The 17,572-nt window shown below is 47.5% G+C and carries 17 protein-coding genes; 7 read left to right on the top strand and 10 right to left on the bottom strand.

Annotation, left to right across the window (positions count from 1 at the left end):
- Positions 1–12: 12 nt before the first annotated feature.
- Positions 13–927, top strand: coding sequence for a LysR family transcriptional regulator (locus R7E00_RS19515; RefSeq protein WP_033907171.1), 915 nt, complete (start codon positions 13–15; stop codon positions 925–927).
- A 6-nt stretch (positions 928–933) separates the two neighbouring features.
- Here the strand turns inward: R7E00_RS19515 and R7E00_RS19510 are convergent, their stop codons facing one another.
- From R7E00_RS19510 to R7E00_RS19495, 4 genes are all read right to left on the bottom strand, one after another.
- Complete coding sequence (locus R7E00_RS19510; protein WP_033907170.1) at positions 934–2,445, bottom strand: AbgT family transporter; 1,512 nt, start codon at positions 2,443–2,445, stop codon at positions 934–936.
- Between the two features lie 52 nt (positions 2,446–2,497).
- Positions 2,498–3,670, bottom strand: coding sequence for a M20 aminoacylase family protein (locus R7E00_RS19505; protein WP_065274925.1), 1,173 nt, complete (start codon positions 3,668–3,670; stop codon positions 2,498–2,500).
- 147 nt (positions 3,671–3,817) lie between these two features.
- On the bottom strand, positions 3,818–4,411 hold the full coding sequence (locus tag R7E00_RS19500; RefSeq protein WP_053350711.1) for an NADPH-dependent FMN reductase: 594 nt from the start codon (positions 4,409–4,411) through the stop codon (positions 3,818–3,820).
- 39 nt (positions 4,412–4,450) lie between these two features.
- On the bottom strand, positions 4,451–5,323 hold the full coding sequence (locus R7E00_RS19495; RefSeq protein ID WP_005381415.1) for an EamA family transporter: 873 nt from the start codon (positions 5,321–5,323) through the stop codon (positions 4,451–4,453).
- Positions 5,324–5,445: 122 nt separating this feature from the next.
- On the opposite strand from R7E00_RS19495, the gene R7E00_RS19490 reads away from it, so the two are divergent.
- The 6 genes from R7E00_RS19490 (at position 5,446) to R7E00_RS19465 (ending at position 11,810) form a co-directional block, all read left to right on the top strand.
- Complete coding sequence (locus tag R7E00_RS19490; protein WP_005381417.1) at positions 5,446–5,925, top strand: MarR family winged helix-turn-helix transcriptional regulator; 480 nt, start codon at positions 5,446–5,448, stop codon at positions 5,923–5,925.
- A gap of 69 nt (positions 5,926–5,994) precedes the next feature.
- Positions 5,995–6,582 (top strand): aminodeoxychorismate/anthranilate synthase component II, encoded by a 588-nt coding sequence (locus R7E00_RS19485; RefSeq protein ID WP_065274924.1) that lies wholly within the window; start codon positions 5,995–5,997, stop codon positions 6,580–6,582.
- Between the two features lie 361 nt (positions 6,583–6,943).
- A complete protein-coding gene (locus tag R7E00_RS19480; protein ID WP_005381420.1) occupies positions 6,944–8,155 on the top strand; it encodes an aspartate aminotransferase family protein in 1,212 nt (403 codons plus the stop codon).
- A 109-nt stretch (positions 8,156–8,264) separates the two neighbouring features.
- On the top strand, positions 8,265–9,284 hold the full coding sequence (gene astA, locus R7E00_RS19475; protein WP_258481814.1) for an arginine N-succinyltransferase: 1,020 nt from the start codon (positions 8,265–8,267) through the stop codon (positions 9,282–9,284).
- A gap of 28 nt (positions 9,285–9,312) precedes the next feature.
- On the top strand, positions 9,313–10,770 hold the full coding sequence (gene astD, locus R7E00_RS19470; protein ID WP_005381424.1) for a succinylglutamate-semialdehyde dehydrogenase: 1,458 nt from the start codon (positions 9,313–9,315) through the stop codon (positions 10,768–10,770).
- Between the two features lie 248 nt (positions 10,771–11,018).
- Positions 11,019–11,810 carry a DUF1338 domain-containing protein gene (locus tag R7E00_RS19465; protein WP_053307382.1) on the top strand — a complete coding sequence of 264 codons (792 nt, stop codon included), beginning with the start codon at positions 11,019–11,021 and terminating at the stop codon, positions 11,808–11,810.
- A 136-nt stretch (positions 11,811–11,946) separates the two neighbouring features.
- Here R7E00_RS19465 and crp read toward each other — a convergent pair whose 3' ends face one another.
- The 6 genes from crp to R7E00_RS19435 all read right to left on the bottom strand — a co-directional run bounded on the left by crp (position 11,947) and on the right by R7E00_RS19435 (position 17,560).
- Positions 11,947–12,579: a cAMP-activated global transcriptional regulator CRP gene (gene crp / locus R7E00_RS19460; RefSeq protein WP_005381432.1), complete on the bottom strand. Its 633-nt coding sequence runs from the start codon at positions 12,577–12,579 to the stop codon at positions 11,947–11,949.
- Between the two features lie 240 nt (positions 12,580–12,819).
- The gene (locus R7E00_RS19455; protein WP_005381434.1) at positions 12,820–13,689 is read right to left on the bottom strand and encodes a phosphoribulokinase; all 870 of its coding nucleotides are present in this window, start codon (positions 13,687–13,689) and stop codon (positions 12,820–12,822) included.
- Between the two features lie 125 nt (positions 13,690–13,814).
- Positions 13,815–14,027: a YheU family protein gene (locus R7E00_RS19450; RefSeq protein WP_005382815.1), complete on the bottom strand. Its 213-nt coding sequence runs from the start codon at positions 14,025–14,027 to the stop codon at positions 13,815–13,817.
- Between the two features lie 33 nt (positions 14,028–14,060).
- Positions 14,061–15,068, bottom strand: coding sequence for a hydrolase (locus R7E00_RS19445; RefSeq protein WP_064377067.1), 1,008 nt, complete (start codon positions 15,066–15,068; stop codon positions 14,061–14,063).
- Between the two features lie 87 nt (positions 15,069–15,155).
- On the bottom strand, positions 15,156–15,644 hold the full coding sequence (locus R7E00_RS19440) for a TIGR02444 family protein (protein ID WP_033907158.1): 489 nt from the start codon (positions 15,642–15,644) through the stop codon (positions 15,156–15,158).
- The gene (locus R7E00_RS19435; RefSeq protein ID WP_053307381.1) at positions 15,641–17,560 is read right to left on the bottom strand and encodes an ABC transporter ATP-binding protein; all 1,920 of its coding nucleotides are present in this window, start codon (positions 17,558–17,560) and stop codon (positions 15,641–15,643) included. Before R7E00_RS19435 ends, R7E00_RS19440 begins: the two co-directional genes overlap by 4 nt.
- Between the last annotated feature and the right edge of the window lie 12 nt (positions 17,561–17,572).

Genomic DNA, 17,572 nt, shown 5'->3' with positions numbered 1-17,572 from the left:
TGAGACTACTAAATGGACATTAGCTATCGTCAGCTCAAAGCTTTTATCGCCTTGGCTGAGGAACAAAATTTTACTTATGCCGCTGAAAAGGTGCACATCACCCAGTCTGCGTTGAGCCAGATGATGAAAAAGCTGACCCAGCAACTTGCCAGCGAACTCTATCAGCGCCAAGGCAGGAAAATCATCCTCACCGAAGCGGGCGAGCAGTTGTATCAGGAAGCGCGATTTATCGTTAATCGCTTGGATAAACTAGTTCAGCAAAACAAAGACCGCCAGCACGGCTACAACAAGTCGCTGGTGGTTTCGTCGCTATATACGTTGTGTGCATCCTTAGCGCCGAAAACCCTCAATGACCTGAAAAAGCGCTATCCAGATTTTACTTTTCGCTTAATTGAAGAACGGGTTGATGACATTACCCATTCAGTACTACAAGGGCAGGCAGACATCGGCATCAACACCAATCCGAATCACCCAGAATTGAACTTTGATTTACTGTTTCGCGATTACCTGTGCTTTGTTTGCCGGCAAGACCATCCGCTCGCCGAGCATAAGCAAGTCAGTTGGGAACAAGCGCATCAATACGCGTCGATTGGTGTCAGCCCTGGGAACAGTTTACGCACACTTGCTGACGAAGCGTTTCAACGCATTGGTTTAACCTATGATCCGGAGTTGAGCGCTTCGCATACCTCAACACTATTAGGGATGATTTCCAGCGGACTAGGTTCGACGATTCTGTCTTCCACTATCGGTGAGTTGAGCAACAACGTGGAAGTTCGCTTTATTCCGATTGTTCAACCGGTTCAGTACCGCTCAGTAGGGCTCATTACACGTAAAGAAACTCATCGAGAGTTAGTCGATGAGTTCAGTTTGATTTTGAAAAAGCATGTCAGCGACTGGGGCTTTGCTGAGTTTATCCCCAGTCGTTAAGCGACGTTACATTGGCCCGACGGGTAAACCTGTCAGCATGTAAATCAGGAATAGCCCGCCCCAAACACTAAATAGCACCAGAGCGTATGGCACCATCATCGCGAGGAAAGTACCAAATTTCACTTGCGGATTATATTTGGCGATCAGCGCCAGTACCATCGGAATATATGGATTGGTCGGTGAAATGATGTTGGTAGTGGAGTCGGCAATACGATAGCCCATTTGCGTAATTTGCGGGTCTACGCCAAGTAACATAAAGAGTGGGATAAATACCGGGGCCATGATCGCCCATTGCGCCGAACCACTAAACACAATCATGTTCATCACGCCAGCAAGCATCATAAACAGCGCCATCATCGCCAGCTTTGGCATCTCGACAGACGAAATCCATTCCGCACCATTCACCGCAATAAAGATAGCTAAATTAGACCACTTAAACCAAGCAATGAACTGGGCAATCACAAATACCAAGACAATGTAGCCGCCAACGCCCTTGAGCGCTTTGGACATCAAGTCAGGAATATCACTGGCTTGTTTGATCGTACCCGCTTTGACGCCGTAAACCACCGCATTCATAAAGAAGAATGCCATGATGATCGGGATAATCCCTTTTAGGAAAGGTGAAGGTACCAAACCGCCGTCTGCATTACGTAGAGGTGAATCGGCTGGCAGCAGGGCGGCCAAAAGCAAAGCGATAAACACCAAAGACGCTGCTCCAGCCCATTTCAACGCACTCTTTTGCTTAGTGGTAATTTCAAAAGACGGTTCACTATCGGCGTGGTTGGTTGTCACTTTATGCGCGAATTTAGGCTCGATGTATTTGTCGGTGATGAGCGTCCCTGTGACGACTAAAATCGGAACGGAAAGCAACATAAAGTACCAGTTTGCTGCCGGGCTAACTTCGACGTGTTCAACGATGGCAGACGCTTCGGTTGAAATACCGGAAAGTAATACATCGGTGCCAGCAATAAATAGGTTGGCGGTAAACCCAGCCGCGACCGCGACAAAACCTGCGGCGATGCCGACAATTGGGTTGCGGTTGGTTGCCGCAAAAATCAGACCTGCGAGAGGGGGAACCAAAATGAACGCAGCGTCTGAGGCGAGGTTACCGATGATACCAGTGACGAAAATCGACGCGGTGACAAACTGACGCGGCGCGTTGAGCAATGATTGCTTGATTGCACTGTCGGCCAAGCCTACTTCTTGCAATAGCCCCACCGCTAGCATCATACATAAGACCAATCCGAGTGGTTTAAACGAGACGAAGTTGTTCACCGTCGATTGCAGGATATAAACCAGACCTTCGCCGCTGATCAGGCTCTTAACGTGCACCACTTCACCCGTAGACGGATGGGTCACGCCGCCGCCGATAAACGAGAATAGCCAAGAGAGCAACATGACGCTGAAGCAGAGGAAGATAAATAGATAGAAGGGATGAGGGACTTTATCGCCCAGTCGCTCAATGCGGTCGATCATCGACGCGCCTGAACTCGATTTTTGCGTAATTGCAGTCGACATTGTTAGAACACTCCTTTGTGTAAAGAGGGGAGTCACTTCCCCTCATTTGTTGTTATTGCTGTTCAATCAAATTGATAAAGTAAGCCGCGCCAATCGGCAGCAGCCGATCGTTAAAGTCGTAGGCTTTGTTGTGCAGGCCAACGCTGCATCCTTGCTCCTCAGTGCCGTTGCCGATAAAGCCGTAGCAACCTGGTACTTTGTTGAGGAAAAAGGCGAAGTCTTCACTGGTCAGCATCGCTTCGCAGCTTGGGTTAACGTGCTCAGCACCAACGGTTTGAGTCGCTGCGGTGATCGCCCGTTGAGTTTCGTTTTCGGTGTTAACCGTCGGTGGGTGAGAAATTGGTCCGAGTTTAAATTCTGCTTGCATCCCGTGCGCCTTGGCGCTGTGAGCTACTAGTTGCTCGAGTCGTTCAACCAAGCTATCTCGTGTTTGTTGAGACAAAGTACGGAACGTACCGCTCATATGAGCTTGGTCGGCGATGGCGTTGGTTGTTTCTCCACAATGCAGTTGTGTGACCGAAACCACTAGTGGATCAAACGGGTCGTAGTTGCGGCTGACCATGCCTTGAATACCTTGGTAAATATGGGTCGCGACAAGTAATGGATCTTGGGTTGTGTGTGGTAAGCCAGCATGACCACTTTTTCCGTCGACAGTGACAAACAGACGGTCAGAGCTCGCCATTATTGGCCCCGTCTTAAATGCGAAATGCCCTTCAGGAATGCCCGGCATATTGTGCAGAGCGTAGCATTCGTCGATCGGGAAGCGCTCTAACACGCCGTCGGTGATCATGGTCTCGGCGCCACCGCGACCTTCTTCTGCCGGTTGGAATATCAGCACCGCTTTGCCTGCAAAGTTACGCGACTGGGCCAAGTAGCGCGCAGCGAGTAACAACATAGTGGTGTGACCGTCATGGCCACAAGCGTGCATTTTACCGTCGTGGCACGAACGGTGGGCAAATGTGTTGGCTTCATGGATGGGTAGCGCGTCCATGTCGGCGCGAAGACCGATGCTCTTTCCGTCCCCGAGCGAGCCGTGAATCACACCCACCACGCCCGTTTTGGCGAAATCAGTACAGATTTCATCGACGCCGTACTTTTCGAGCTCGGCAACCACTAACGCTTGAGTGTTATTTTCTTCAAAACCTAATTCTGGTTGTTTATGAATGGCATGACGGAGACTAATCGCGTCGGCTAACCAAGGTTCTAAGACTTCAATAATGTTCATACATCTCCCCTTTAATTGAGAATGATTTAACACTATTGAAACAATTCAAACAAACCGGATTACTACTGAAACTATTAGCGTTGCTAATAGTTGCTTGGAGAGAGGTTAAACTAAACGCCGCCCAATACTGAGCGGCTTAAATGACGATTACATCCCGTAGGTGAATGGTTTACCAAGCGGCAGCATGTCCTGATGCACTGGTGCTAATGCGCTCGCGTAACAGCTGAGCAGTTTCAAGGTGTATTGGGTGCGAGCGACAAAATCACTGTCATCGCTATTCGCATCTTGATCGATGAGTTTATCGCTGTTGCGCACAATGAGGTGGTCAGGCAAAAAGCACACGTGGTTATTTTTGCTGCCGGTCATGCGCAATTCGCTGATCGGGTAAACACCGTTGATACTCACGCTGACACTCACCAATAGTGCTGGTTTATGTGCCAGTTCGTTTGCTGTCGTCAGCAATAGGAAGTTTTTCAGCGCAGGGGTTGCCATCCCGTGCCATTCCGGTGTGATAAAGACAAACGCGTCAGACTCTTGCAGTTTTTGCGCGATTGGTGTCCAAACATCCCACTCTTGGATACCTTGCCAAACGCCTTCATTCCAAAATGGCAGGTTCAGTTCATGCAGGTCGAGGATCTCCACTTGGTCGAATTCTTGCAAACCGTGCTGTTTGAGAAAACGAGCTACGTTGAGACTTTGTGAATTTGCCCTTTGGCTGCCAGAGACAATCGTTAGTTTCATAATCATTTCCTTTTGAATTTTATATCTTGTTTATTGGAGTTATGCATTTGCAGCTTTAGGACTATGGGAGGCCAAAAAGATCGAAACCAGTATTGCTCCTGCACCTAACAATTGCAGTGGTGTGAGTATTTCATCTAAAAATACGTAGCCCAACACGCTCGCCGAGACGCTACTCAGAAATCCTAGAAACGCGACGTTTGTTGCAGGAAGACGCTCGATTCCTTTAAACCACAGTGCGTAAGCGAGTACCGCGCCCACTATGGTTAGGTAGCTGTATCCGGCCAAGTTTTTTAGCGAAATGGTCTCCGGTAGACCTTCAAACCATAGCGCTGCAGGTAATAAAAGGATGCCTCCGACGAGGAGTTGCCAGCCAGTGAACGCCAATGTCGACATATTCTCCGGACGTCCCCAGTATTTGGTGAGCACCACGCCACTTGCCATGCTTAATGTACCTAGTACCGCCAGAACAATTCCTTGCGCGCTGATCTGCACCGTTTCGTTGATGACGATAAGCGCTACACCAAGCACCCCGAAGATTGCTGCGATGCAGTGGCTCAAGGCGATCTTACTTTTTAATACCAGCCCACTGAGTAGCATCACGATGATCGGTTGGCTCGACATGACCAATGCCGCCGTTCCTCCGGGCAGGTAGCTCGCCGCAAAAAATAAACAGTAGAAAAACAGCCCGATGTTGAGCGTTCCAAGGCAAGCGAGTTTTCCCCACCATTGCTGGTTCGGAAAGCAGCGTGTATACGCGATGAGCAGTAATCCTGCAGGCAGTGCGCGTATCGCAGAAGCGAGCAGGGGACTGTCTGCGGGTAGCAACTCAGTAGTGACGATATAGGTGCTGCCCCAAACGGTGGGAGCAATCGCGGTGAGCAGTATTGCTTGAATCCTTTCTGCGCTGGTCATAATAACTCCTGTAAAAGTATCTTTTGTGAAAGATTGTTTTTTAAAAGTAATGGTGTTTTTTCTTTTGGTCAAGTATCTTTTTGAAAAGATTTTTAGTTAGTGATGATCGTGAGGATGATGTAATGGACGGTGTAGATAAGATTCTTCAGCAGTGGCAGCAAGCACGACCTGACTTAGATTGTTCTTCGATGGGCGTGGTTGGGCGAATTCGTCGCGCGGCAAACTTCTGGGAACAGGCCCATGGCCAAGTGTGCGGTGATGCTGGGATCAGCGCGATTGAGTTCGATATTCTGGCGACGTTAAGACGTAGCGTCGAACCCGTCACTCCGACAACGTTGTACAAAACGTTGATGATTTCGTCTGGTGCGGTAAGTACCCGATTAGAAGGCCTAGTACAAAAAGGTTGGGTGCACCGCGTAGCGAGCGAAAGCGACCGCAGAAGTAATCGAGTGACATTGACGGAAGACGGTGTTGCCTTTTTAGATCAGGTGCTTGAAGCGCATGTCGCGAGCATGGAACAGCACTTAACTTGTCTCGACTCTGAAGAAAGAAATGCGTTGGAAAGCCTGCTGAGTAAGTTCCTGCAAGCCGAGGTGGAATAACTGATCGTACTTGCGTTTAGATAAAAAGGCGGCACAATACTCGCTTTCAGGTTTCCACGATGTAGTCCCATGCTGTTAATTATCGATAATTATGATTCGTTTACCTACAACCTTTACCAATACTTCTGCGAGCTTGGTGCAGACGTAAAGGTGGTGCGTAACGATGAAATCGATATCCAAGGCATTGAGGCGCTCAACCCAACTCATTTGGTGATCTCGCCAGGGCCATGTACGCCGAACGAAGCAGGTATTTCACTGAAAGCGATAGAACACTTCGCTGGTAAGCTTCCAATATTGGGTGTTTGTCTTGGCCATCAAGCGATAGCGCAAGTGTTTGGGGGCGAAGTGGTACGTGCACGACAAGTGATGCACGGTAAGACCTCACCAATTCGTCACAACGGTCGTAGTGTGTTTAAAAATCTGAATAACCCACTCACGGTAACCCGTTATCACTCTCTTGTGGTGAAAAACGGTACTTTACCCGACGTGTTTGAACTGACTGCATGGACAGAACTGCCTGACGGAAGCATGGATGAAATAATGGGTTACCAACATAAAACCTTGCCAATTGATGCGGTGCAGTTCCACCCAGAATCAATCAAAACTGAGCAAGGTCACGAGTTGCTTGCGAACTTTTTAGCACGCAAAACGATCTGATCGCGATCACTTTTCTTAACAAATCATTCATCTTTTTGCTGAGGTGAGCGGATTGCAAAACTATGCGATTCTCTCGAGTCTCTTTGTCTATTCATGTCTTTTTAAACCTTCTATCCCCTGTATTACATAACATTTATAAAAAATCACTTCTCTATTTTACTTTCTTGATGCATAAATAGTCATAAGCAGTGATTAATGGAAGTTGCTTTCGAGAACGAAAAGAATAAATCACTATTGAAATGGTTAATTAAATGTAAATACAATGCCGCAATAGCTTAAATGCAAAACATTATTTGCTGGCAAAGAGAGCCGGTTAAATTCGCTTATCTGCTACGCATGCGGTATCAAGAAGGAATGTGCAATGACAACGGAAATTAAAGTAGAGCGCGGTTTATTCGATGAGGTAATGGTACCTTGCTATAACCCGATGGAAATGATCCCTGTTAAAGGTGAAGGTTCACGTGTTTGGGATCAGGAAGGTAATGAATACATCGACTTTGCTGGTGGTATTGCAGTGAGCTGTCTTGGCCATTGTCATCCAGTAATGGTAAACGCGCTAACAGAGCAAGCTAACAAGCTTTGGCACTTAAGTAACGTTATGACGAACGAACCAGCCCTTCGTCTGGCGAAAAAGCTAACAGAAGTGAGTTTTGCTGAGCGAGTGTTCTTTGCTAACTCTGGCGCAGAAGCAAACGAAGCCGCTTTGAAGCTGGCACGTCGTTATGCAGCAGACGTTCATGGCACTGAGAAATCTGAAATCATTGCATTCAAACAAGGTTTCCACGGTCGTACATTCTTTACCGTAACGGTTGGTGGCCAAGCGGCATACTCTGACGGCTTCGGTCCTAAGCCAGGCGACGTGACACACCTTCCTTACAACGATATCGAAGCTTTACAAGCACACATGTCTGATCGTACTTGTGCGGTCATGATGGAGCCACTACAAGGTGAAGGCGGCATCGTGCCACCAACGCCTGAGTTCGCTCAAGCGGTTCGCGAGCTGTGTGACAAACACAACGCCTTACTGATCTTCGATGAAGTGCAAACTGGTAATGGCCGTACAGGTAACTTCTACGCTTACCAAGGTTTAGGTATCACGCCAGATATTCTAAGTACTGCGAAATCACTTGGTGGCGGTTTCCCAATCGGTGCAATGCTAACGACAGCAAAATTGGCAGAGCACATGAAAGTGGGCACTCACGGTTCTACATATGGCGGTAACCCACTAGCGTGTGCGGTTGCAGAAGCGGTTGTAAATGAAGTTACTAAGCCAGAGGTGTTGGCTGGTGTGCTAGAACGCGAAGCAATGTTCCGTGAAGGTCTAGAGAAGATCAACGCGAAGTACAACATCTTCTCAGAAGTGCGCGGTCAAGGCCTATTACTTGGCGCTGCACTAAATGAAGAATGGCAAGGCCGTGCGCGTGACGTGCTGGTTGCTGCAGGTAAACAAGGTCTCATGGTATTGGTTGCGGGTGCCAATGTCGTACGTTTCACACCATCACTCGTTATCACACAACAAGAAATTGAAGAAGGCTTGGCGAAACTGGATAAAGCGATCGCGACTTTAGTTTAAGCGCGATATCAGTTTAAACGTCAACGCAGACACCCCCGTCAAGGATCTCTGATGGGGGAATTGTTCCTACAATATAGTTAGGATCTTCTTGCATCTGGAGGGAGTATTGATGCTAGTAGTTCGCCCTATCGCGATGTCGGATTACGACGCACTGCACACTTGTGCGGTGGAGTCTGGTCACGGATTTACATCTCTACCGGTTAACGAAGAACTGTTAACCAATCGAATCAAACATTCAGAGTACAGCTTTGGTAAGCCAGATGTGGCAGAACCAGGCGATGAAGGCTACCTGATGGTTGGCTTTGACTCTGAAACGGGTGAGGTTGCGGGTACCACCGGAATCGAAGCATCTATCGGCTGGGATGTCCCATTTTACTCATATCACATTAGTAAAGTTGTGCACTCGTCGCCAAAGCTTGGCGTTAACAACGTCGTTAAACTGCTTACTTTTGGTAATAACTACACGGGTAACAGCGAAATTTGTACCTTGTTCTTGCGTGAGAAATTCCGCCAAGGTCTGAATGGTCGTCTAATGTCGAAGTGTCGTTTCCTAATGATGGCAGAGCACCCAGAGCGCTTCTCTGAAACGATCTTTGCGGAGATGCGTGGCGTTTCAGACGACGAGGGTAATTCACCATTCTGGCAATGGCTTCAAGAGCATTTCTTCTCTATCGATTTCACGCTTGCAGATTACCTGACAGGTATCGGCAAGAAAGGCTTTATCGCCGACTTGATGCCGAAACTGCCTATTTACATCAACCTGCTCAGCCCAGAAGCGCAAGCCGTGATTGGTCAAGTACATGACAACACGCGTCCAGCGCTGAAGCTGCTTGAGCGTGAAGGTTTTACCAACCGAGGCTACGTCGACATCTTCGATGGTGGCCCAACGGTTGAGTGTGATCTGCGTAATATTGAGTCGGTACGTCATTCATTCCGCGCGCAAGTCAAAATCTCTGAACATTCCAGCACACAAGACTTCTTGATGTGTAATTCATCTTTCGAGAACTTCCGTGCGACAGTCACTAAAGCGGCGTATGACGCAGAGACACAGAGCGTAATGATCGTACCAGACGTTGCGGATGCACTTTCGGTTGAAGAAGGGGATTTCGTTCGCCTTCTTCCGCAGTAACAGACGACAGAATTTAAGGATAGAAACAATGACACATTGGATTGCAGGTGAATGGGTACAAGGTCAGGGTGAAGCATTTACGTCTCTGTCGCCGTACAACCAAGAAGTGATCTGGCAAGGCAAAGGTGCAACGGCAGAGCAGGTGAACCAGGCGGTATCTGCAGCGCGTGAAGCGTTTATTGACTGGAAAAAGCGTCCATTTTCAGAGCGTGAGGCAATCGTGTTGGCTTTTGCGGAGAAAGTAAAAGAGAACAGCGAAAAAATCGCCGAAGTAATTGCCAAAGAAACCGGTAAGCCGATTTGGGAAACGCGCACTGAAGCAGCAGCCATGGCAGGTAAAATTGCCATTTCGATTCGCGCTTATCATGACCGCACTGGTGAGGCGAGCCGTGAAGCAGCAGGCAACCAAATCGTATTGCGCCACCGCCCATTGGGCGTGATGGCGGTGTTTGGTCCTTACAACTTCCCAGGCCACCTACCAAATGGTCACATTGTGCCTGCGCTACTGGCTGGTAACACGGTAGTCTTCAAACCGTCTGAGCAAACGCCATGGACGGGTGAATTGGCAATGAAGCTATGGGAAGAAGCCGGTCTGCCGAAAGGCGTGATTAACCTTGTTCAAGGCGCGAAAGAAACTGGTATCGCCCTAGCTGACGCAAAAGGCATTGATGGCGTACTGTTTACGGGTAGCGCGAATACGGGGCATGTATTACACCGTCAATTTGCGGGTCAACCGGGCAAGATGCTCGCACTAGAAATGGGTGGTAATAACCCGATGGTGATCTCTGATAAATATGGTGATTTGGATGCCACGGTTTACACCATCATCCAGTCAGCGTTTATCAGTGCTGGGCAGCGTTGTACGTGTGCTCGTCGTTTGTATGTGCCATTGGGTGAAAAAGGCGATGCGCTTATCACCAAACTCGTTGAAGCGACACGCAATATTCGCGTAGACCAACCATTTGCAGAACCTGCGCCATTTATGGGACCGCAAATTTCGGTCGCGGCAGCCAAGTTTATTCTTGATGCACAAGCTAATCTACAGTCTCTTGGCGGTGAAAGCTTGATTGAAGCGAAAGCAGGAGAGGCGGCGTTTGTTTCTCCTGGCATCATTGATGTAACGAACATTGCTGAGTTACCAGATGAAGAATACTTCGGCCCACTTCTGCAAGTGGTGCGTTACGAAGGGTTAGACAAAGCCGTGGCGCTAGCAAACGATACGCGCTTTGGCTTATCTGCTGGTTTGGTCTCAACCGACGACCAAGAATGGGAATACTTCGTTGACCACATTCGTGCAGGTATCGTGAACCGTAACCGCCAGCTCACTGGTGCAAGCGGTGATGCGCCATTTGGTGGTCCGGGGGCATCGGGTAACTTGCGCCCAAGCGCTTACTACGCAGCAGATTACTGTGCGTACCCAATGGCATCAATGGAAGGTCAAGAGACTGTCTTGCCTGCAACATTGAGTCCAGGTGTAGCGCTATAAGTTTTAATAATAGAGTCGCAACTATGCATTGCGGCTCACCTTGCCGGCGCATCATTTAGGTATGGGTTGTAGTGATCGTTGGCAGAACACGAAAAGTGAGCAAAGACTCGGAAAAGCGTGTTGACTGACTGGCATTTACCGTCACAGGTTGATGGTTGCTCGTTCATTATTCTGGACAACTTTTGTTGTGAACGAGCAGCCAACTTCCGCTTACCTTTAAACTCTACATCTCGTAACAAGGAGTCGTTATGACGCCCGATGTGTTATTTGAATCGCTATGGCAAGATTACATTCAACGTCTTTGCCCTTCGGCTGCTAAAGTGCATCAGCTGCTTCAAGAAGATGAGCCTCTGATTAATGATCATATAGCTTTACGTACCTTCAATATCGCGCCTCTTGGTATTGAAACTCTAGCTAAGCCATTTGTAGCTATTGGTTACAAGGCTTGTGGTGATTACGTTTTCGAAAGCAAAAAGCTGGTTGCTAAGCACTATGAGCACCCAGATCCGAAGCAACCTAAAGTATTTATTAGTGAGCTAAAAGTTGAAGAGTGCTCGTCTGAGCTACAAGAGATTGTGAAAAATTTGGTGGCACAAGTCGATGCTGACAAGCTGAACGATAGCGCATTCTTACATGGTGGACGCTTGTGGGATTTAAGCTTTGCTGATTACCAAACGTTGGCTAAAGAAAGTGAGTACGCATCTTGGCTTGCGGCGCATGGTTACGGAGCAAACCACTTCACGGTGAGCGTTAACCAGCTCAATGAATATGAAGAAGTGAAGCAGGTAAACGATCATCTGCGTACCGCTGGGTTTACCATTAATGAAAATGGTGGTGAAGTGAAGGGCACTCCTGAGGTGTTGCTAGAGCAGTCATCGACCATGGCAGATAAAGTAGCGGTTTGTTTTAGCGAAGGCACTGAAATTATCCCTGGCGGGTTTTATGAATTTGCTAAGCGCTATCCGATGGAAAATGGTGATTTGTACCCAGGTTTCGTGGCCGCTTCAGCTGACAAAATCTTTGAAAGTACGAATGGCTAAGTTTTAGGGTTAACCTGTTAAGCTTACTCATTAGTGTCCGCTGCACCCTATCTCATTTGGTCATGAGCAAATAAAAAGCCACCAATGTTGCCATTGGTGGCTTTTATAATTTTGTTCGTGTCACTCTAGTTCGAGATTAACGAGTACCGTAAACCACGATGGTTTTACCGTGAGCAGAGATTAGGTTCTGCTCTTCTAGCATCTTCAAGATACGACCTACTGTCTCACGAGAACAGCCAACAATTTGACCGATTTCTTGACGAGTGATCTTGATTTGCATGCCGTCTGGGTGAGTCATTGCGTCTGGTTGTTTTGCAAGGTTCAGAAGCGTCTGAGCGATACGACCAGTTACGTCTAGGAACGCCAGGTCACCCACTTTTTGGCTAGTTACTTGAAGACGACGAGCCATCTGCGCAGAAAGACGCATTAGGATGTCTGGGTTTACTTGGATAAGCTGACGGAACTTCTTGAAAGAAATTTCAGCAACTTCACAAGGAGATTTAGCACGAACCCAAGCTGTGCGCTCTTGGTCTTCCTCGAATAGACCAAGTTCACCAATAAAGTCTCCTTGGTTTAGGTAAGAAAGGATCATCTCCTTACCTTCTTCGTCTTTGATAAGAACCGCAACAGAACCTTTAACGATGTAGTACAAAGTTTCTGCCTTTTCGCCCGCGTGAATTAGCGTGCTCTTTGAAGGGTACTTATGAATATGACAGTGTGAAAGAAACCACTCTAATGTTGGGTCGGTTTGAGGTTTACCTAGAACCATAATATCTCACTTCCTCTGCAGGGTACGCTTGCGCTATCCATATTTTAGCTAAGCCTGAATTAGGCCTACTAGAATAAGAGCACTTTTTATATGCTGCAAGCTCTCTTGTGTTTCGGTAAGAAATAGTATCCTTTTTCGAAAACGATTTCTTGATTTTAATCGTGCCATGATTGAGATTTTGTAAGCAAAACTGTGCACATGATCACGGTATGAAAAGTAAACATCTTCGCAGGCAGGTTTTTAGCCAATTTTCCCTGTTTCGATGAGCTGTTGTAGGATAGGCCGAACTATGAGCTCCATTGCAAAGCTCATCTTACCGCCGGGTACGACAATCGTGTTGTGGCGTGACATGAATGAGCCATCAATCATGGCCAGCAGATATGGGAAGTCGACATTCTTGATACCGCGTAGGCGAATCACCACAAAACTCTCATCCAAACTAGGGATGCCTTTTGCATTAAGTGGGTTGGAAGTATCAACGGTCGGTACGCGCTGGAAGTTGATGTGAGTACGAGAAAACTGAGGAGTGATATAGTTGAGGTAATCGTCCATGGATCGCACGATAGAGTCCATTACCGCTTCACGCGAATGGCCGCGATCGCGAGTGTCACGTACGAATTTTTGGATCCACTCTAAGTTCACAATCGGCACCATGCCAATTAAGAAATCCACATGTTGAGCAACATTAACATCGCCATCGACCACGCCACCATGTAACCCTTCATAAAACAGCACGTCGCTGTTTTCGGGTAAGTCTTGCCACGGTGTAAACGTGCCTGGCATTTGATTGTAGGGAACCGCTTCGTCAAACGTGTGCAGATAACGGCGCACGCTGCCAGTACCGTCATGCCCGAACTTACGGAAAAACTCTTCTAATCCCGGGAAGTCATTAGCTTGTGGGCCAAAGTAGCTAATGTGTCGACCTTGCTCGCGGGCCTTGCGAATTTCGATGTCCATTTCTGGGCGAGTAAAGCGATGGAAGCTATCGCCTTCAACCCATGCGGGTTTAACGTTCATCATATTGAACATTTTACGGAAGGCTTCAGATGTAGTGGTCGTGCCGGCACCGGACGAACCAGTAACCGCAATAATTGGGTGTTTAGCTGACATGACAAACCTTGTCGAAAATTACTTACCTGTAATGTGCAGTAGAGTTACTACTGCACGGTCGATATCCCACTATAGCACGTAACAATACCTTGTCATCGAGTGGGATACGGTAAAATGTGAAGGGTCTAAAATTTTGTTTTATGTTGAATATCGACGGTTTCGTGTAGCTCAGAGAACACGATAACCGCTTCACCTTTTTCCAATTGAGCTTTGACTTGATCAATTTTGTCTTGCAAAGAAACCTCGACGGTTCCGTAATCCGTTCCTTCGCGTAAGACGAATTCACGAATTAAGTTTTCCAATGTTTCCGGCGCAATGTCTTGCCATGGAATGATCATAAATACCTCTAACTTTTATGATGAGCGGCTAGTTTACTGAGTTCGTTGCTTGGATACAGCAGAAAGGTAATCTGCGGCGATACTTTCGTAATACGCGGGCAGCGCTTCCTCCAACCAAAACTTAGGTTTTAACGCCGTTCCTGTCAGGAAGCCAACATGGCCACCGTGTTCAAAGAGACGGTAATCAATGTTATCTGGCAGAACAAATTTCGGGATCACATCGTCGGTCATGAATGGATCGTCTTTGGCGTGAATGATCAGTGTCGGTAGCGTGATCTGTTGTAATTTACTTAAGCCAGAACATTGATCGTAATAATCTTGTGCGTCTTTAAAACCGTGCAGTGGTGCCGTGATCAAATCATCGAATTCATACAGCCGTGTGACACGTTTTATTGAGTTGTAGGACAGCGCAAGCTCACCATGCAGTAGATGATGCTTTTGTAACGCGTTACGTTTCAGTGAAGAAAGCAGGTAACGGCGATACACTTTTGAAAAGCCTTGTTCTATACGGTTCGCACACGCCGCTAGGTCTAAAGGCGCTGAGATAATAGTCGCTGCATTCAAAATAGGGTGGTCTTTATATTGGGCTAAATAATTCGCCAACATGTTACCGCCAAGAGAAATACCAACCGCAACTTTGGGATTATCAGGAAAACGTTGTTCAAGGTGCTCTAGGAAGTAACGAGCATCCATCACTTCTCCCGAGTGATAAGCTCGTGCTTTTTTGTTTGGTTTACCGCTGCAGCCACGAAAATGCATCATCACCGACAGCCATCCAGATTGAGCAAATGCATTCATTAGCCCATTGGCATAAGGGCTATAGAAGCACCCCTCTAACCCATGAAATAAAACAAAAATCGGCTTTTTTTGTGCAGGCTCTTGGGTTGGGTCCTCGCTCCACGCGAGATCGAGAAAGTCGCCATCGGATGTATCGAGGGTTTGCCAAATCGGCGTAAATAACGCTTTTTTGCGAATAAAACGCGGCAAAAGCGTTTGGAGATGCGGGTTTTTGATCCCGGCGGCTGCGAAAAATTGTGTCATACCTAACTGCTCTTATGCGGTCCTTCGGTGTCCGTTGAAGAACTTATTAATATAATCCTTTATAAAGATTATAGGTATTCTACAGATTTATGGGCGTTTTGGTGGTTGAATGTTTGGCACCGGAATAGCAAAGGCTTGCTGCAAATGCTCCCCACCGAGTTGACGACAGTATCTCAACGTCAGTGGGTCACCATCATTTTTGAGTAGTGCAAGTGAGTTAATGCAGTCCACCAAATCCGCTTGTTGCTGCTTTTCTAGTTGCAGCTCAAACTGCAAGGTCTCACGATACAAAGCGTCATTGACTTGAGACTTAAGGTGGCGACGAAGGTCGCGAAAGGAGTGAAGTAAAGTTTCGCTTCTACCTAGACAGTCTTGCACCAAGGGCCAGTCTTTTTCTTGGAAAATGAGTTGCTGCTCATCGAGCCATCTGAGCAGCAGGAGTAGGTTCACGTTACCGTGGTAGTTGTTTTGCAATGATAAGCACGCCTCTTTCACTTCTCGCACACCATAAAACTGCAGACTAAACTGCCAAAGGTGTTCTAGGGTGAGTGTGTATTCAGCGTGTTGATTACTCATTGATTAAACTCTAGCTCCATCTGCTCCAACGTTTCTTGAGCAGACATCCATTCCATTTCAATTTCTTCGAGCTCAGCCTTACTAGAAGCTTGAAGTGCCAGCACTTGGTTAAGTTTAGCTTTATTTTCGGCCGCATACAGTGAGTTGTCCGCCAATTGTTCTTCAGCTTCGGCCAGTGCAGCACCTAACTTATCCATTTTATTTTCTAGTTGTGTCAGCGTTTTGCGAATTGGCGCTGTCTGTTTTCGAAACTCTGCATCGCGACGTTTTTGCTCTTTTTTCGCTGCCGCGCTGTTGGCGCTATCTTTGGCTGGCTGTGCGGCTTGTGCTTCTTTGCGTTCCGCTCTTTGTTGTTCGGTTAACCACTTGTAATAGTCATTTAAGTCACCGTCGAACGGAGCAACTTGTCTATCATGCACTAAATACAAGTCATCGGTCGTAGCGCGCAGTAAATAGCGGTCGTGCGAAACAATCACCATCGCACCTTCGAATGTTTGCAGTGCCATCGTCAATGCTTGGCGCATGTCCAAGTCTAAGTGGTTGGTCGGTTCATCAAGTAGCAACAGGTTTGGCTTTTGCCACACAATTAAAGCCAATACCAAACGGGCTTTTTCGCCACCAGAAAACGGCGCAACTTTTTCTAGTGCTTTGTCACCTTGGAAGCCAAAGCTACCTAGGTAATCACGTAGCTGCTGTTCGGTTTGATCGGGTGCGATTTGCATCATGTGTTGCAGCGGCGTTTCTTCAGGATGAAGCGTTTCTAACTGGTGCTGAGCGAAGTAACCAATTTTCACGCCTTGTGAGTAAGTTAGGTCACCACCTTGCGCGTTAAGTTCACCAGAGAGCAGCTTGATTAAGGTCGATTTACCCGCACCATTACGGCCGAGTAGACCAATACGACTGCCAGGAACCAAGTTCAAGCGGATCTTCTCTAAGATGAGGTTGTCACCGTAACCTGCAGATACTTCATCCATCATCATGATTGGGTTTGGCAGCGCAGCTGGCTCACGGAATTGGAAGCTAAATGGGTTATCGAATTGAGCTGGCAGTACTTTTTCCATGCGCTCCAAAGCTTTGATACGGCTTTGGGCTTGGCGTGCTTTTGATGCTTTATAACGGAAGCGGTCGATGTAGCTTTGCATGTGCGACATCTGCTTCTGTTGCTTTTCAAACATCGCTTGTTGTAACACCATCTTTTGTGCGCGTTGGTTTTCGAATGACGAGTAGTTACCCGTGTATTCGTTCAGCTGCTGATTCTCGATGTGAATGATGCGACCAACAATTGGATCAAGGAAGTCTCGGTCGTGCGAGATCAGAATCAGCGTGCCAGGGTAGTTTTGTAGCCAACGCTCTAACCACATTACCGCGTCCAAATCCAAGTGGTTGGTTGGTTCGTCGAGTAGCAGTAGATCAGAACGACACAATAGCGCTTGAGCCAAGTTAAGACGCATACGCCAACCACCCGAGAATTGGGTCAAACTCCAACTCATTTGCTCTTGGCTGAACCCTAAACCGTCGAGCAGTTCTGCCGCGCGAGCGCGAATGCTGTAACCACCAATGGTTTCAATTTTACCGTGTATCTCGGCAACTAGGGTTCCGTTGTCCTGCGTTTCTGCTTCTGCTAACTGCTTTTCGAGAGCGCGGTATTCGCGATCACCATCAATGACGTATTCCAGTGCAGTGCGCTCTAGCGCAGGCGTTTCCTGTGCGACCCAGGCCAACTCCCAGTGTTGAGGTTGGCTAAATGAGCCAGCATCAATTGACAGTTCATCTTTCAGTAGGGCAAACAGCGTTGATTTACCGCAGCCGTTTTTGCCCACAAGACCGACTTTATCGCCAGGGTGAATAGTCGCAGAAGCTTGGTCTAAAAGAGGTTTACCGCCACGCAGTAACTGAATATCAGAGAAGGTAATCATAAAGTTTTCATT

Source organism: Vibrio sp. Vb1755 (assembly GCF_033338635.1).
GTDB classification, from domain to species: Bacteria; Pseudomonadota; Gammaproteobacteria; order Enterobacterales; family Vibrionaceae; genus Vibrio; species Vibrio alginolyticus.
This window is presented reverse-complemented; position numbering and strand designations above follow the sequence as displayed.

What these genes read in the sequence shown, in the direction of transcription:
- R7E00_RS19515 (WP_033907171.1), top strand. Translation starts at nt 13, where the DNA reads ATGGACATTAGCTATCGTCAGCTCAAAGCTTTTATCGCCTTGGCTGAG.
- R7E00_RS19510 (WP_033907170.1), bottom strand. Translation starts at nt 2,445, where the DNA reads ATGTCGACTGCAATTACGCAAAAATCGAGTTCAGGCGCGTCGATGATC.
- R7E00_RS19505 (WP_065274925.1), bottom strand. Translation starts at nt 3,670, where the DNA reads ATGAACATTATTGAAGTCTTAGAACCTTGGTTAGCCGACGCGATTAGT.
- R7E00_RS19500 (WP_053350711.1), bottom strand. Translation starts at nt 4,411, where the DNA reads ATGAAACTAACGATTGTCTCTGGCAGCCAAAGGGCAAATTCACAAAGT.
- R7E00_RS19495 (WP_005381415.1), bottom strand. Translation starts at nt 5,323, where the DNA reads ATGACCAGCGCAGAAAGGATTCAAGCAATACTGCTCACCGCGATTGCT.
- R7E00_RS19490 (WP_005381417.1), top strand. Translation starts at nt 5,446, where the DNA reads ATGGACGGTGTAGATAAGATTCTTCAGCAGTGGCAGCAAGCACGACCT.
- R7E00_RS19485 (WP_065274924.1), top strand. Translation starts at nt 5,995, where the DNA reads ATGCTGTTAATTATCGATAATTATGATTCGTTTACCTACAACCTTTAC.
- R7E00_RS19480 (WP_005381420.1), top strand. Translation starts at nt 6,944, where the DNA reads ATGACAACGGAAATTAAAGTAGAGCGCGGTTTATTCGATGAGGTAATG.
- astA (WP_258481814.1), top strand. Translation starts at nt 8,265, where the DNA reads ATGCTAGTAGTTCGCCCTATCGCGATGTCGGATTACGACGCACTGCAC.
- astD (WP_005381424.1), top strand. Translation starts at nt 9,313, where the DNA reads ATGACACATTGGATTGCAGGTGAATGGGTACAAGGTCAGGGTGAAGCA.
- R7E00_RS19465 (WP_053307382.1), top strand. Translation starts at nt 11,019, where the DNA reads ATGACGCCCGATGTGTTATTTGAATCGCTATGGCAAGATTACATTCAA.
- crp (WP_005381432.1), bottom strand. Translation starts at nt 12,579, where the DNA reads ATGGTTCTAGGTAAACCTCAAACCGACCCAACATTAGAGTGGTTTCTT.
- R7E00_RS19455 (WP_005381434.1), bottom strand. Translation starts at nt 13,689, where the DNA reads ATGTCAGCTAAACACCCAATTATTGCGGTTACTGGTTCGTCCGGTGCC.
- R7E00_RS19450 (WP_005382815.1), bottom strand. Translation starts at nt 14,027, where the DNA reads ATGATCATTCCATGGCAAGACATTGCGCCGGAAACATTGGAAAACTTA.
- R7E00_RS19445 (WP_064377067.1), bottom strand. Translation starts at nt 15,068, where the DNA reads ATGACACAATTTTTCGCAGCCGCCGGGATCAAAAACCCGCATCTCCAA.
- R7E00_RS19440 (WP_033907158.1), bottom strand. Translation starts at nt 15,644, where the DNA reads ATGAGTAATCAACACGCTGAATACACACTCACCCTAGAACACCTTTGG.
- R7E00_RS19435 (WP_053307381.1), bottom strand. Translation starts at nt 17,560, where the DNA reads ATGATTACCTTCTCTGATATTCAGTTACTGCGTGGCGGTAAACCTCTT.